We start from the raw sequence: 14,451 nt of genomic DNA on the forward strand, positions 1-14,451 counted from the left end.
TATCCACCAGAACGCCACGCAGGGTGATATGGCCCGTGGCTCCTATGACCGGTATGAGCATCCTGCCGTGGCCTACAAAGGAGTTGGCAAAGCCCGGGAAGATAATGGTAAGATAAGGACGGGCAGGTCCGGCCGCCTGGTCCGGTGGATGTATCAGACGGAGCAGGGGAGAACGGGCCGCCAGTCCGGCCAGGCTCAGGAATACCGTGAAGATACTACCTGCTGTCAGTGAGACAGGACAGAATGGCACCCTGGGAGGCAGACAGAGCCTGTATATCGGTTCTGCGTCGTGCGGCAGTATACGGGCTTATTTATTCTCAGCCTTTCTTTTCCTCTATATATTTTAGGGTGGAATAATAGAGAGCAACTAACGCTGATGAGAGTAAAATGCCTGCCACGATGTCTGTAAACCAATGAACTCCCGATATAAGCCGTCCTATTACTGTTACTGCAATCATCAAAACAGAAGCTATATCTATTGTCCACAGACAAACTTTTTTGTCACGTAAATAATAATGAAACTGCAGCATTGCTGTGGACATAATACAAATTACAATCATTGTATGAGAGGACGGAAATGATGCTTCTAAACTTTGGGAGAGAATTATGGGTCTATAATTGATGATTACAATTTCAAAGAAAACATAAATTATAATGACGATAAAATAAAATGCACCAAGCAATAGAATGCGTGGATCAACGTTCCAAATGCTTTTACGCTGTATGAGCTGGATTAGTCCCAGGATTGCAAAAACCAGAGCAATTACTATGGCAACAATACCTAACCAGTCAGTAATGTTATACCAAAGCAGGTTCACTCCAAAAAGGTTAAATACAAACTGATTCAGAGAAGCCAGTCCTATCGTAGACTGCTCCGGTCCGACAGGCTGTACATCAATGGTCTTGATTATAACAGTAAAAAGCATAAAAATCAGAAACAGAATTCCTGTTGTGATAATACATCTCTTTGATTTCTTTTGCATAGTATACATTCCTTTCTTTTGCTGTGATAAATTACTTGCCGGCTCCCCTTGATTATCTATCCATGTAGCCCGGAGCACAAGAAACCTACCGTCACAATAGAGAAAAAGCTCCGACACCAATCGTGTCAGAGCTTGTTTTTAAAGGATGTATGACTATTTTGTCCTGCTTTGCTGCAGCAATAAAAATATTTTTACTGCAAAAAACAAAAATAGCAGTATGGTTACATATGGTTCTCTTGCCGCAGCAAATAAACAGATTGCCGCAGCCCCTGTTGCAGCAGAAGCTTTTGAGATAATGCCACACAAGCGTTCTTTACCCAAAAAGATAAAAGCAAGTCTGGCAATTCCAAACCCAATTATGAGTAAATAAATAGCCCAATATATTCCAATATCTATATTTGATAAATGAGTGATTGACAGAAGATTTACATGATAAAAATGGCTGCCTTGGGGTTCTCCATAGATTGGTAATACAATAAGTGCAATTGCCAGTACATCTATTATTCCGCTGATAATGTTATGAATCCTATTAACATTAGAGTGGTTTTCGGCTTCTGCAAGGGTAATTAGTTCTTCACTCGATAGCAGCTCATCTATGGTTATAGAAAAAAATCTGGAAATACATTTGAGTGACTCAATGTTAGGATAGCCTTTGCCGCTTTCCCATTTTGAAATTGCTGTTCGTGATACATATAATTGCTCTGCAAGTTGTTGCTGCGTTAAATTTTTCCCGATTCTAAGCTGTTGCAGTTTTTCGTTGAACTCCATGTCTGCCCTCCTGCCTGTTTTTTACTTTCATACGTATTATCTCTAGTTATATACGGACATACGAATAATAGCAACAAAATTTTGTAAATAATATGCTCTGTTACAATCAATACTATGCCGCATATGCTCATATCCAATCAATTTTGCAGACCACCACAATTACAATAAGGACGTATTACTATATCCGCTATATCAGAGACAGGCAGTGTGGCTGCTCCGGCTGCAAGGTTTACCTTGTTCTTGTTGACTTCGCCGGATTGTAGTATAATTCCCTTAGTTAAAAGCAAGCACTTCATATAGACACTTATAAATGCTTCTGTGACGATTCAGGGGCTTTAAATCAAAAAAACAGGAAGAAACCAAAGGAAGGCAGAGTAGGATGCGTTTTGAAAAAGTGGGAATGGAAAAGCTGGAGGACCTGGTTAAGACGAGAATCCAGGTCCTGAGGGCGGCAAACAAACTGGATGGTTCGGCGGATATGGGACAGACGGAACAGGAATCCCGGACTTATTATGAAAAAAGTCTGGAGGATGGAAGCCATGTGGCCTATCTTGTATACGACGGGGACCTGATTATCGGAACCGGAGGAATCAGCTTCTATCAGGTCATGCCCACATACCATAATCCAACGGGAATGAAGGCCTATATCATGAACATGTATACGGACCCGGAGTACAGGAGAAAAGGCATTGCCATGAGAACACTGGATTTGCTGGTACAGGAAGCCTGGGGACGCGGCATCCGTTTCATTGCACTGGAGGCCACTAGCATGGGATGGCCGCTGTATGAGCGGTACGGCTTCTGCCGGATGGAGGACGAGATGTATCTGCCGGAATAACCTGCCGTAAGCCCGTCTGCAAGCCTGTCTGTATACCACAGGTATATAGACATCCGGTAAAATCCATGCTAGAATCAAGGCATAAAATGAGAAAGGGAGGAAATGATATGTTCCGTTTAGACGCGCAGAAAAGCCATAAACATCACGTACAGAAAGACGCTCACAAACAGCGTTTTGTTTGGATGCCCTTATGGTATGCGCATATTCAGGAACCGTTCATTTAGATGAATCATCTTCTGAATTCCTTTAGCCGCTTGTCCGTATGGGCAGGCGGTTTTTTAGTTCCATATAAGGAAAATGGCAGCTGTGGCAGATATGGAAATGCACCGGATTGTGGTTCCGGATGATGCGGGTTCAAATCCCGTCGGCCGCCCTCTGCAAAAAAGGAGGACGAAGATGAATTATCCAGTCATAAATCCGGTGGAAACAGGCCGGAGGATTAATAGATTGAGAAAGTCAAAGGGACTGAGCGTCCCGTACCTCAGGGACTATTTCGGATTTTCCACCACCAACGCCATATACAAGTGGCTGCGGGGAGACACACTGCCCAGCCTGGACAATATGTTTGCGCTGAGTCTGCTTCTGGGAGAATCGGTGAATGACATACTGGTGGCTGAGTGCGGTGATGAAAGGACGGCTGGTTGAGAAAAGAGAAAAAAGGAAAGAATGTGTCTGTAGCTCAGATGGAAGAGCAACCGGCTTTTAACCGGCAGGTCCTGGGTTCAAACCCCAGCAGGCGCACTGCGTAAACCGGTACCGGAATGACTCATTTTGTGATACAATGGTTCACAGAAAGGATGTGGTATATCTGTGATACGTTATGCAACGCAAAAGGATGAGAATGCTATATATGAACTGCTCTGTGAGCTGGAGGGAATGAGCCTGGACAAGGAGGGATTCCATGAGGCATACAGGGATTATATGAAAGATGACAAAATGCACTGCCTGGTGGCGGAGATGGATAAAGAGGTGGCGGGAGTCTTAAATCTGCGCATAAGCACCATGCTGTGCAGATGCGGTAAAATTGGGGAAATCGTAGAGCTGGCAGTGAGAAACAGCATGCGCTCCCAGGGGATTGGCCATGGGCTTTTTCAGGAGGCGTACCACATTGCCCGGGAAGCCGGCTGCGTCCGTTTTGAGGTCAGCACCAACCGGACAAGGCTGGGCGCCCACCGCTTTTATGAGAGAGAGGGAATGGAACGGAGTCATTACCGGTTCATCCGGTATTTTCCGATAGAAAAGTGAATTGTATTTAAATGAAGTGAAGCGTGTATAAAAAACCCACGTTGTATAAAAATTGCACAATGTATATGACTCCAAAGTTTGTGTATATTTGGGTATTACAGTGTTCTGAAAAAAATGGTATAGTAATAGCTGCAATATGGCTGTAACTTTTTCCGTGAAGGCCATTCACGGAAGGTTGCGGCTTTTTTATTTGCGCAAATAAAAAAACGGAGGTTAATATGAATCAAAATACAAACCAATATATGGCGGAAGAATCCATCGGAAAGCTGATGCTGAGATTTTCCATACCCTGCATCATGTCGCTGCTGGTGTCCGCCCTCTATAATATTGTAGACCAGATATTTATTGGACGGGGCATTGGTTTTTTGGGAAACGGCGCCACCAACGTGGTATTCCCTGTGACCGTCATCGCCCTGTCCCTGTCTCTTTTGGTGGGCGACGGATGCGCTGCCTATCTGAGTATCTGCCAGGGACGCAGGGACGGGGAACATGCACACAGAAGCGTGGGCAATGCAGTGGTCTTTATCACTGCTTCCGGAATCGTTCTTACCCTGCTGTACGCCTTTTTCAGAGACAGTATCTTGTGGGGGTTCGGCGCAACAGAGAACAACATAGGATATGCCAGGGAATATTTCTTATATCTCATTCCGGGAATCCCCTTTTTCATGTTTGCCAATGCCATGAATTCCGTTATCCGCGCAGACGGCAGCCCGCAGTTTGCCATGTTTTCCACCCTTATAGGCTGCGCGCTCAACGTGGTTCTGGACCCTGTGGCCATCTTTGTGCTGGGATGGGGAATGAAGGGAGCTGCCCTGGCTACCATCACCGGTCAGATTGTATCCGCCCTGCTGGCAGTTTATTATCTGTTTAGGCCCAAATCTTTCCGCCTGAAGCGCGTAAGCTTTAAACCGGACGCAGAGATACTGAAGCATGTCCTGCCTTTGGGAATCAGCAGTTTCCTGACCCAGGTGTCTATTGTGGTCATCATGGCGGTTATGAACAATGTGCTGGTAATTTACGGGGCCGGGTCAAAATATGGGGCGGATATTCCAATGACTGTGGTGGGGATTGTTATGAAGGTATTCCAGATCGTGATTTCTGTTGTGGTGGGGATTGCGGCCGGGGCCCAGCCCATTGTGGGGTATAACTACGGAGCAGGATTATGGCGCAGGGTGAAGCTGATTTTCAGAACCATGATGGCAGCTGAGTTCAGTGTGGGCCTGGTGTCCCTGATATGTTTTGAGGTATTTCCGGTGCAGATTATCAGCGTATTCGGCAGCGAGGACGGTTTGTACAATGAATTCGCAGTGCTGGCTTTCCGCGTTTTCCTGGGGGGGATTGTGCTCTGCTGCATCCAGAAATCATGCAGCATTTTCCTCCAGTCCATGGGAAAGCCCGCCCTCTCCATGCTGCTGTCCCTTCTCAGGGACTTTGTGTTAAGCGTGCCTCTGACTCTGGTGCTGCCGCGATTTTTTGGGGTGACAGGCGCCCTGTACTCCGGCCCGGCGGCGGATGTAATCTCCTTTGGGGCGGCAGTGCTGTGCATGGCAGCGGTATTCAGAAAATTAAACCGTCTGGAAGACGGGGAAGTGGCCCTGTCCGGCGCATCCCAGGGGGGACTGGCTGTGGAACGAAAGATATGTTAAAATCCCCCTTCCGCCACCCGGCGGGCCCCACGCGCAGCTGCCGCAAGGAAAGTGAGGCGGACGTGAAGCAGTGCACTTTTTTGCTTTTCATTCCAGCGGTAATATAGTACAATGATTCCCATAGCTGGGAAATAGGTGGAAAGGGAGGCGCGTTTGGATGGAGACGGAGAGAAACCAACAAAGGAACCAGGACGGGAGAACAGACGGGGTAAGAGACGGTGACAGCGCAGCAAAACGCATGGAGGAGGGACGCCTGTATTTTCCGGGCGACGAAGATATTCTGAAGGAACAGATGGAATGTATGGAGCTGCTCTATGATTACAACGCAACCAGGCCAAGGGAAAGCGCCAGGCGCACCAGCCTTCTGGAGCAGATGTTTGGCTCCATTGGCCGGGACTGCTATATTGAACCGCCTCTTCACAGCAACTGGGGAGGCAGACACGTATATATGGGGGATTTTGTCTATGCCAACTTTAACCTGACACTGGTGGATGACGGGGAGATTTACATTGGCTCCCATTGTATGATTGGGCCCAATGTGACCATTGCCACGGCAGGCCATCCGGTGGAACCGGGGCTTCGCAGGAAAGGAATCCAGTTCAACATGCCGGTGCATATCGGCGAGAATGTGTGGATAGGGGCGGGAGCCGTGGTGGTGCCGGGCGTTACCATTGGGGATAATTCTGTCATAGGAGCGGGAAGCGTGGTCACCAGGGATATCCCCGCCAATGTGGTGGCAGTGGGAAACCCATGCCGCGTACTCAGGGAGATAGGGGAACGGGACCGGATATATTATTATAAGGACCGGAAGATTGATATGTAAGATTGCGGCAGGTCCTGGCAGGAGGTAACGTGATGTCAGATATCATATATAAAATATTTCCCAGATACTATTATCCTAAATATACGGATGATCAGATAAAACGTGCTGCCGGAATGCTTAAGTTGACATCCAACGGCAGAATTACATTTACCAACTATAAAAGCGTGCAGTTCATTGACTGCGCAGGAGAATTGGAGCACATATTTTGTCCCTGGTGCGGACGTGAAGTGGATAGGGAGTTTTGGCAGAAGGCCATGGACACCGCATATGACGGCAGTGCATTTAAATACCTGGGAATCCGGATGCCCTGCTGTCACCAGCCGTCCTCGCTTGAGGAACTCATCTATGTGAAACCGTGCGGATTCGCCACATTTGTGATTGAGATATGGAACCCGCAGGAGATGCCGTCCGTTGTTGAATTACACGAAATGGGGAAATGCTTTGGGAATGTCCACTTTTTCAGGATGATTTCGGCCTGCATCTGAGAGGGTCTGATACGTAAAAAAGCGTGTCCCCCATGAGATATTCCGGTGTGAGGACACGCTTTTAAACTGAATGTTATTTGATCTTACCCAGCCGCTTTTTCGTATACTTCTTAGCCCTGCATTTACAGTGGCCGCATCCCGCGGCCAGATGCGTGGCTTTTTTTACTTTCTTAAAGGAATCAGCACCTTCTTCAATTGCTTTCTTGATATCGTCCTTTGTCACCTTAAAGCAGGGACATATGTACTTATCCTTCCCCATCACAGCACCAGTGAGGGAGCGGCGTAAACCCTTGCCGCCAATTCGGAATCCAGCATATAGAGTCCCTTGGGATCATGGCCGAAGAGGTCAAAGCGTTTTACCAGTTCGCTGGCGTTCTTCTCCTCCTCGCCCTGCTCCTTTACGAACCAGTCCAAAAACTGCATGGTGCGGAAATCCTTGACAGAGTACGCGGCGTCATAAATATCATGGATAAGCCCGGTCACATAGTTTTCATGCTCCAGCCCGGCAGTGAGAGGTCCCCTGAAGTCCTCAAACACCTTGTCCGGCTTGGCGATGGCCTCCAGAGTTATTTTCTCTCCGTTGTTCTGCAGGTACTGGATGAACAGCATGGCGTGGTCACGTTCCTCCTGGGCCTGGACCTGGTACCAGTTGGAAAAGCCGTTCAGCTCCGCGTCCTTGTAGTAGTTGGCAAAATCCAGATACAGATAAGCGGAGTAAAATTCTTTGTTTACCTGTGTGTTGATCAGTTCTGCTACCTTTTTATCTAACATGTACAGCCTCCTTCAATATATAATTATAATTGAATAATTATGTTCAGGTGTATCTCCATCATACTTGTTTTATATGCCTTTGGCAAGAAAAATCTGAGTATTTGGGACGTTTTGGGGGAATTTGGATCCGGGTTTTGCACCTGCTTTGTCAGAACAGCTCCCGGCCCCACGCCTCGGCCAGGCGGTCCAGGGTGAAAAATGCATTGGCAGGGCTGGTGGATGGACATTTGACGGCTTCCCTTCCTGTTGTTTCCCGGCAGTATTTGCGGTAGAGCTGAAAGGCCGTGTCGCCGTTGGCAAGGATTGTTTCGATGCGGGCTGTGCGGAGAATCCGGTTTAGGTCCGTGGGTATCACATTGCGGATGCTCCGGTCGCTGGAGCCCTTGATGTCACAGGCAGCCACCACGTCCCAGAGCGCGATATGATGGCGCATCAGCAGTCCCTTTTTATCCTCCGTGGTCTCCGGCACAGGTTCTTCAAACAGGCGGGCCATCAGTTTCCAGAAGCGGTTCTGGGGATGGCCGTAGTAAAAATTCTGTTCCCTGGATTTTACCGAGGGGAAGCTTCCAAGTATCAGTATGCGGGATGCCTCATCGTAAATGGGACCCAGCGTGTGGCATACCCGGGTGTAGCCTGCCGGAAGCTCATCTTCAATGTAATCCTCCTCGCTCAGCTTTTTCCTGAGCCGGCTCATGGGGGCTCCGATTCCACCGTCTTTAGCAATGGATACGGCAAAGGCGTTGATCTTCAGCTTGTTTTCTTCATAAAGGTCCATGCTCTGGTACAATTCTTTATAATCCTTAAGGAGACGGAGCTTCAGCTTTACCGTATTGGCCTTTTTCCAGTCCGTGCTCACCAGGCTGCCCTTCCGTTTCATATAGTAGTAAACAGGAGTCTGGATGGCCGTGAACCGCCCGGCGTACCGGATGAAGTTCAGGTTAAATAAAAAATCCTCGCACCAGCGCAGATCCTCATCCATCTTTAGCTGATGCTCCTGCACAATGCTGCGGCGGTACAGTTTATTCCACAGTACGCCGTAATAAAAGTCAGCCGGTTCCCGCATCATATATTCCGCATACTGGGCCCTGGTAAGAAGACCCCGTTCACGTATGTGCTGCTTTTCCGTAAACACAGCCCCGTCTACACGGTAAAAGTCTGAAACCACCAGGTCGCAGTCGAATTTCCTGGCCGCATGGACAAAGCTTTCCGTGGCATCCGGGGTCAGCCAGTCGTCACTGTCCATGAACTGCAGGTATTCGCCTCTGGCTGTCTCTATGGCCTGGTTGCGGCTGTCCGATACCCCGGTATTTTCTTTGTTGATGACGCGGAAGCGGCGGTCCATTTTTTCATATTCCCGGCAGATTTCCAGGCTGGTATCCTGGCTTCCGTCATTTACTACGATTATTTCCATGTCCTGGAAGGTCTGTTCCATGGCGCTGTTCAGACAGCGCCGCAGATATTTTTCCGCATTGTAGACAGGTATGATAAGTGAAACAAAAGGCATGTCAGTCATTCCTCCGGATTGTTGTTGTCCTTTTCGTATGGCACAATTCAGCCACAATTTAGTATAGCACAATTTGAAATAAAAATGTTGACTGGAGCCTTTAAATCTGCTATTATCAAATGCAGTAATATTTAAGCGAGGTGTCTTTTTGTTAATTGTGTCTGTTTGTGGAAGATAAATAAACCGATTGTGTACATGAAATGATTGTCCGCCCGGCGGGCCTGGTTTTGTGTACTCCGGAATCCATGACAGATGAATCATATGGTATCGTTTGGAACCTATGCGACATTGCCTGTAGTGGATGTCCGTAGGTTTTTTTTGTCTTCCATTTTTATGTTTGAAACCGATTCGATATTGTGAGATATTCCCTACAGGGAACATGGATGAACAAGGAAACAGAGAGGAAACAGACAGAACAATGAACGGAACATTTGAAGCATATAAGACAGTTGCATTTGATATCATAAGAGAACAGCTGGCAGACCTTGCCAATTCAGCAGAGGCCAGGGAGATGGCCAGGGGGCTTGTGCCCTGCATGGAAGAGGGGGAACTGCGAAGAAGCATGAGAGACACCACCCAGGCCAGGCAGATGCTAGAGCTGGCGGGCACGCCTCCTATGCCGGCCATGGAACATACGGCGGAGTTTGTGGCCCGGTCTGTCCGCGGCGAGCTGCTTACGCCGGAGGAGATGGAGGAAATCGGCATGTTCCTGGCTGCGGTCAGGCGGGTCAGGTCATATCTGGACAAGGGAATGTCCTATGGCATTCCGCTGTCCTGCTATGGGGAAAACCTCAGGCTTATGACGGAGCTGAAGGAGGAAATCGAGGGAGCTATCCGCCATGGCAGGGTGGACGACCGCGCGTCCAATACACTCCGGGATATCCGCCGGGACCTGCAGCTTCTGGAAGAAAAAATCAAGGATAAGGCGGAAGCCCTTTTAAAATCACAGAAAAAGTTTATGGCGGAATCCTTTCTGGTTACCAGGAACGGACGGCTGTGCCTGCCGGTTAAAAAGGAGTATAAATCTAAAATACCGGGCAGTACCATAGACCGGTCCTCCAGCGGCTCTACGGTATTTATAGAGCCGGAAACCATTGCCAGGATGCAGGATGAGATAGAGGGACTCAGGATTGAGGAGGACTGCGAGGAGAGGCGTATCCTGTACACGCTTATGGACAGGATTGCCATGGAGGAGGACGGATTTAAGGAGAACCTGGCTCTGCTGGCAAAACTGGATTTTGTGTTTGCCAAGGGAAAGCTCAGCGCGCAGATGGACGCCAGGGAACCGGCCGTCAATACCCAGGGCATCATATGCCTGAAGGAAGCCAGGCATCCCCTGCTGCCGGGGGATTCCAATGTGCCCCTGGATTTTAAGCTGGGGGGAGAAACACGGGGAATGGTAATCACAGGCCCCAATACAGGAGGGAAAACCGTTGCCATCAAAACCGTGGGACTGTTTGTGCTCATGGCATGTTCCGGCCTGCACCTGCCCTGCCGGGAGGCGGACATCGCCATGCGCAACCTGGTATTATGCGATATTGGGGACGGTCAGGATATTCTGGATAACCTTTCTACATTTTCAGCCCATATCACCAATGTGCTGGAGATATTAAAGCGGGCCACCGGGGAGAGTCTGGTGATTCTGGATGAACTGGGATCCGGCACGGATCCGGCTGAGGGAATGGGGATTGCCATTGCCATACTGGAGCAGCTGAGGCTTCGGGGATGCCTTTACCTGGTCACCACCCATTATCCGGAGGTTAAGACATATGCGGGCCGCCATGCAGAACTCATCAGCGCCAGAATGGCCTTTGACCGGGAAAACCTGCGTCCCCTATACAGACTGGAGATGGGAAAGACCGGGGACAGCTGCGCTCTCTATATTGCAAAGAGGCTGGGCATGCCGGAGGATATGATTCGGACAGCCGCCTCTGAGGCTTACGGAGACGGGGGAGAGCTGGAGAAGCCGCTGGAAAAGACCAGGGAGAAAACACTGTATAAGACCAGAGAAAAACCGCAGGAAAGGTCTCAGGAAAAACCGCTGGAAAAATCACCGGGAAGACAATGGCCGGGAGGGCTGGAGCGGATTTTGGTTCCCTGCATTGTCCCCATAAAGAGAAAACCGGCTGCCGCAGGCCCGGAGGAGGGGTATACCAGAGGCGACAGTGTAGAGGTCCTTCCAAAGGGGGAGATTGGCATTGTTGTGAGGCCGGCGGATCAGACCGGAAATGTCCTTGTCCAGGTAAAGCGCGAAAAACGCCTGGTAAACCAGAAACGTCTGAAACTAAAGGTGAGAGCCAGTGAGCTGTACCCTGAGGATTATGATTTTTCCATCGTGTTTGACAGCGTGGAAAACCGCAAAGCCAGACATCAGATGGAGCGAAAATATGTGGGAAACATGGAGGTGCGGGCGGAAGAATAGCCGGCCCTACACCCCGATGGAGGATGACGCCCTGTACTCAGTGGGCGTCATCTTTTTATATTTCTTAAAGCATCTGCTGAAGTAATTCAAATCCCCAAACCCCACATAAAACGCAATGTTCTGGATAGACATGCCGGAAAATGAGAGAAGTCCGGCAGCCTTTTCCACCCTGGCTTTAGTGATAAAGTTGGATACAGAGTCCCCCGTCTCCCGGTTAAACAGGCGGGAGAGATAGGAGGGGCTTACACGGATGCCCTTTGCAATCCCTGCAAGGGTGAGCTGGTCAGCCAGGTGGATGCGGATGTAGGTGACGGCCTTGCGGACCAGGGGAGAGTACTGGTCCAGACGGTTTTTACGGACAAAGCGGCAGTAGGCGCTTATCATCTGGGATTTACATTCCTCTGTTTCCCGTATGCTGTTGGCATTTTCAATGAGCATGGCAAAGTTGGATGAGATGATGTCCAGATACACAGGATGGATGCCGGTGGTCTCAGCGCTTTTGCGGAGCATGGTATTCAGGGAAAAACCCAGGTTCTTTGCCGTGCGCAGCGGGTCCTCTGTACGGACAATGGACCGGCTCTCCTGTGAGAACTGCCTGTAATACTTAAGAGCCAGATCCTGGCTGCCCTGGGCGACCTCCTGCAAGAGCAGCTTTTCATAATAGTACCGGTGTTCCAGAAGTTCCATGGATGCCTCGTCCACACCCTCGGCCGACAGGTTTGATATCTCCTGGGTGTAATGTCTCTGCGGTTCATAGTGGAGATAGGGAATTTCCCGGTCCGTGCCGGTAATGACCCTCATGGCGGTCCGCATCACTTCCAGCATCTGAGAGCTGCCTACTACGGGCAGGCTAAGGCAGAACTGGCTGAAGGGGACAAGCAGGGACAGATTTTTCCCGTTATCCTGGAGAATTTGCTCGCAAAAGGCAGTATCTGCCGGATGGGAGAGATAGGGACCGGCGATGAGAAGCTGAGTCCCCCCGCCATACAGGAACAGGTTAAAATGAAGATTTATAAAATCCGTTATGTGATACAGGGTTCCCGTCTGTAAGGACTCCGCCATGGAACGGGTTATGAAAAAGGGGAAGCTGTTTTTGATGAAATCCGGAAAGTATTCTTTGATGCTGGTTTCGATGGCTTCTATTCGCCCGGGACACAGGATGACAGGGACCTTCAGCATGACCTCTATAAATTGCCTGGATATGAGCGCTTTTTCATGTTCTTCCATTATATTTCTCCCTGAATGATATATTCTATAGGATTTGCACAAAAAAATAATAAAATATTGTACGAATCGGCTAAATAACTATGACAAGATATTACTAAATAATATCATATAATCCTAACTCTTTAAAATCAAGTGTGTTAGAATATTGTTACAAACATAAAGCCGGCAAACAAAAAATGAAAATGTGTGAACATAGGGAGACTATATATAATGGAGAAGAATAAAAGTGTTGTAAAACAGTATAACAACGCGAAATTATGGCAGATTGGGTTCTTTTCACTGAATAACTGCGCCACCAATATCGCCATGTTCCTGATGATGCAGTATTCGTACTTTACCCAGAATGTTCTTGGGCTGGCTGCTGCCATTGTGGGTCTGATTGCCACGGGAACCCGTATTTTTGACGCTGTTACGGACCCGCTGGTGGGATTTTTAGTGGACCGGACCAACGGCCGCTTCGGCAAGTTCAGGCCTTACATGCTTGTGGGCAATATCATTATCTGGTGCAGCCTGATTGTGATTTTCAATACGCCGTCCGGTTGGGGAATTTCCAGGAAATATATGTTTACCACGGTATTTTATGTTATCTATATTATCGGCTATACCTGTCAGACCGTTGTCACCAAGGCAGGCCAGGCCGTGCTTACCAATAATCCCAAACAGCGTCCCATATTTGCCGGGTTTGACAGTGTACTGACCCAGATGGCCAGCGCTCTTGTGCCCATGCTCATCACCACCATACTGGCTGAAAAATATTCGGTGGGGGAATTTGCGGGTGAGAACGGAAAGGGCCTGGGTATGATAAATCCTGCCATGTGGAAGGAAGCGGCTGTCATTCTTGCGGTGATATCCTTTGTGTTTACCATTCTTGCCATCATCGGAATCAGCGCAAAGGACCGGCCTGAATTCTTTGGCCAGGCAGGTTCCCAGCCAAAGGTAAAGTTCAGGGATTACAAGGATATCGTCATGCACAACCGTCCCATTCAGATGCTGATTATCTCTGCTGCAACGGATAAACTGGGGCAGCTGCTCATGAGCGGCACCATGACATACCTGTTTGCCAATATGCTGCTGAATTCCAGTCTTCAGGGTGTATTTTCAAGTATCCTCATCGCGCCGTTAGTAGCCATTTCCATCGGCGGTGTGTTTGTGTCCAGGAGGTTTGGCCTTAAGCGCACCTTCCTTGTGGGAACATGGGGATCCATGATTATGCTGGCCATTATGTTTGTGGTTGGACCTGACCCCAAAGTGCCGGCCGTATTCCTGGGAATGTTCCTGGTGCAGAAATGTCTGGCCAGCATGGGAAACTCAGGTATCATTCCCATGATTGCCGATTGTACGGATTATGAAATGTACCGCAGCGGCCGTTTTGTACCCGGAATGATGGGGACTATGTTCTCCTTTATTGATAAAATCATATCCTCCTTTTCCGCCATGATTCAGGGATTTGCCCTGACGTTGGCAGGGGTGGGAAATGTGGTGATAAAGCCCAATGAACCTGTAAACTCCACCTTTAACATGGCCATTATGGTATGTTTCTGCATCGTGCCTATCCTGGGCCATATCGCCACAATCATAGCCATGCGCTGGTACAATCTGGATAAGGTGAAAATGGCTGAAATCCAGGAAGAGCTGGAAAACAGGAAGGAAGCACTGGCCGGAAAGGGAACCCGCCCGGACGGCGCTGAGGAAGCAGCTGCAGGAGCAGTGTAATAAAACTGAGAAAGAGCGTAAACGCA

15 protein-coding genes and 2 tRNA genes are annotated in these 14,451 nt (G+C 48.8%); 11 read left to right on the forward strand and 6 right to left on the reverse strand.

The features are described 5' to 3' along the window. Positions 1–28: 28 nt before the first annotated feature. Positions 29–232: a hypothetical protein gene (locus tag LI015_RS00985; RefSeq protein WP_002567878.1), complete on the forward strand. Its 204-nt coding sequence runs from the start codon at positions 29–31 to the stop codon at positions 230–232. A gap of 85 nt (positions 233–317) precedes the next feature. Here LI015_RS00985 and LI015_RS00990 read toward each other — a convergent pair whose 3' ends face one another. Next, positions 318–983 carry a phosphatase PAP2 family protein gene (locus tag LI015_RS00990; protein ID WP_227123764.1) on the reverse strand — a complete coding sequence of 222 codons (666 nt, stop codon included), beginning with the start codon at positions 981–983 and terminating at the stop codon, positions 318–320. 153 nt (positions 984–1,136) lie between these two features. Beyond that, positions 1,137–1,751: a helix-turn-helix domain-containing protein gene (locus tag LI015_RS00995; RefSeq protein ID WP_002567876.1), complete on the reverse strand. Its 615-nt coding sequence runs from the start codon at positions 1,749–1,751 to the stop codon at positions 1,137–1,139. 379 nt (positions 1,752–2,130) lie between these two features. Here LI015_RS00995 and LI015_RS01000 point away from each other — a divergent pair, with 379 nt between their 5' ends. From LI015_RS01000 to LI015_RS01035, 8 genes are all read left to right on the forward strand, one after another. After that, the gene (locus tag LI015_RS01000) at positions 2,131–2,589 is read left to right on the forward strand and encodes a GNAT family N-acetyltransferase (protein ID WP_227123766.1); all 459 of its coding nucleotides are present in this window, start codon (positions 2,131–2,133) and stop codon (positions 2,587–2,589) included. 299 nt (positions 2,590–2,888) lie between these two features. Continuing rightward, positions 2,889–2,963, forward strand: a tRNA-His gene (locus LI015_RS01005). 22 nt (positions 2,964–2,985) lie between these two features. Continuing rightward, a complete protein-coding gene (locus LI015_RS01010; protein WP_002567874.1) occupies positions 2,986–3,234 on the forward strand; it encodes a helix-turn-helix transcriptional regulator in 249 nt (82 codons plus the stop codon). A 23-nt stretch (positions 3,235–3,257) separates the two neighbouring features. Further along, positions 3,258–3,330, forward strand: a tRNA-Lys gene (locus LI015_RS01015). Between the two features lie 69 nt (positions 3,331–3,399). Further along, entirely contained in the window at positions 3,400–3,834 is a 435-nt protein-coding gene (locus LI015_RS01020) for a GNAT family N-acetyltransferase (RefSeq protein ID WP_227123768.1), read from the forward strand. A gap of 218 nt (positions 3,835–4,052) precedes the next feature. Beyond that, positions 4,053–5,480, forward strand: a complete 1,428-nt coding sequence (locus tag LI015_RS01025) for an MATE family efflux transporter (protein ID WP_002567872.1) — start codon at positions 4,053–4,055, stop codon at positions 5,478–5,480. A gap of 157 nt (positions 5,481–5,637) precedes the next feature. Then, on the forward strand, positions 5,638–6,303 hold the full coding sequence (locus LI015_RS01030) for a sugar O-acetyltransferase (RefSeq protein ID WP_002567871.1): 666 nt from the start codon (positions 5,638–5,640) through the stop codon (positions 6,301–6,303). 32 nt (positions 6,304–6,335) lie between these two features. Further along, a complete protein-coding gene (locus LI015_RS01035) occupies positions 6,336–6,788 on the forward strand; it encodes a hypothetical protein (RefSeq protein WP_002567870.1) in 453 nt (150 codons plus the stop codon). A 73-nt stretch (positions 6,789–6,861) separates the two neighbouring features. Here LI015_RS01035 and LI015_RS01040 read toward each other — a convergent pair whose 3' ends face one another. From LI015_RS01040 to LI015_RS28345, 3 genes are all read right to left on the reverse strand, one after another. Next, the gene (locus LI015_RS01040; RefSeq protein ID WP_002567869.1) at positions 6,862–7,047 is read right to left on the reverse strand and encodes a (2Fe-2S)-binding protein; all 186 of its coding nucleotides are present in this window, start codon (positions 7,045–7,047) and stop codon (positions 6,862–6,864) included. Next, on the reverse strand, positions 7,047–7,559 hold the full coding sequence (locus LI015_RS01045; protein WP_002567868.1) for a ferritin: 513 nt from the start codon (positions 7,557–7,559) through the stop codon (positions 7,047–7,049). Before LI015_RS01045 ends, LI015_RS01040 begins: the two co-directional genes overlap by 1 nt. A gap of 148 nt (positions 7,560–7,707) precedes the next feature. Beyond that, positions 7,708–9,063 carry a DNA-deoxyinosine glycosylase gene (locus LI015_RS28345; RefSeq protein ID WP_002567867.1) on the reverse strand — a complete coding sequence of 452 codons (1,356 nt, stop codon included), beginning with the start codon at positions 9,061–9,063 and terminating at the stop codon, positions 7,708–7,710. 418 nt (positions 9,064–9,481) lie between these two features. Here LI015_RS28345 and LI015_RS01060 point away from each other — a divergent pair, with 418 nt between their 5' ends. Beyond that, on the forward strand, positions 9,482–11,485 hold the full coding sequence (locus LI015_RS01060) for an endonuclease MutS2 (protein WP_002567866.1): 2,004 nt from the start codon (positions 9,482–9,484) through the stop codon (positions 11,483–11,485). A 6-nt stretch (positions 11,486–11,491) separates the two neighbouring features. Here LI015_RS01060 and LI015_RS01065 read toward each other — a convergent pair whose 3' ends face one another. Next, the gene (locus LI015_RS01065) at positions 11,492–12,712 is read right to left on the reverse strand and encodes a helix-turn-helix domain-containing protein (protein ID WP_227123770.1); all 1,221 of its coding nucleotides are present in this window, start codon (positions 12,710–12,712) and stop codon (positions 11,492–11,494) included. A 210-nt stretch (positions 12,713–12,922) separates the two neighbouring features. Here LI015_RS01065 and LI015_RS01070 point away from each other — a divergent pair, with 210 nt between their 5' ends. After that, the gene (locus LI015_RS01070) at positions 12,923–14,425 is read left to right on the forward strand and encodes an MFS transporter (RefSeq protein WP_227123772.1); all 1,503 of its coding nucleotides are present in this window, start codon (positions 12,923–12,925) and stop codon (positions 14,423–14,425) included. Positions 14,426–14,451: the final 26 nt, after the last annotated feature.

This window comes from Enterocloster sp. 210928-DFI.2.20 (assembly GCF_020554465.1).
Lineage (GTDB): Bacteria > Bacillota > Clostridia > Lachnospirales > Lachnospiraceae > Enterocloster > Enterocloster bolteae.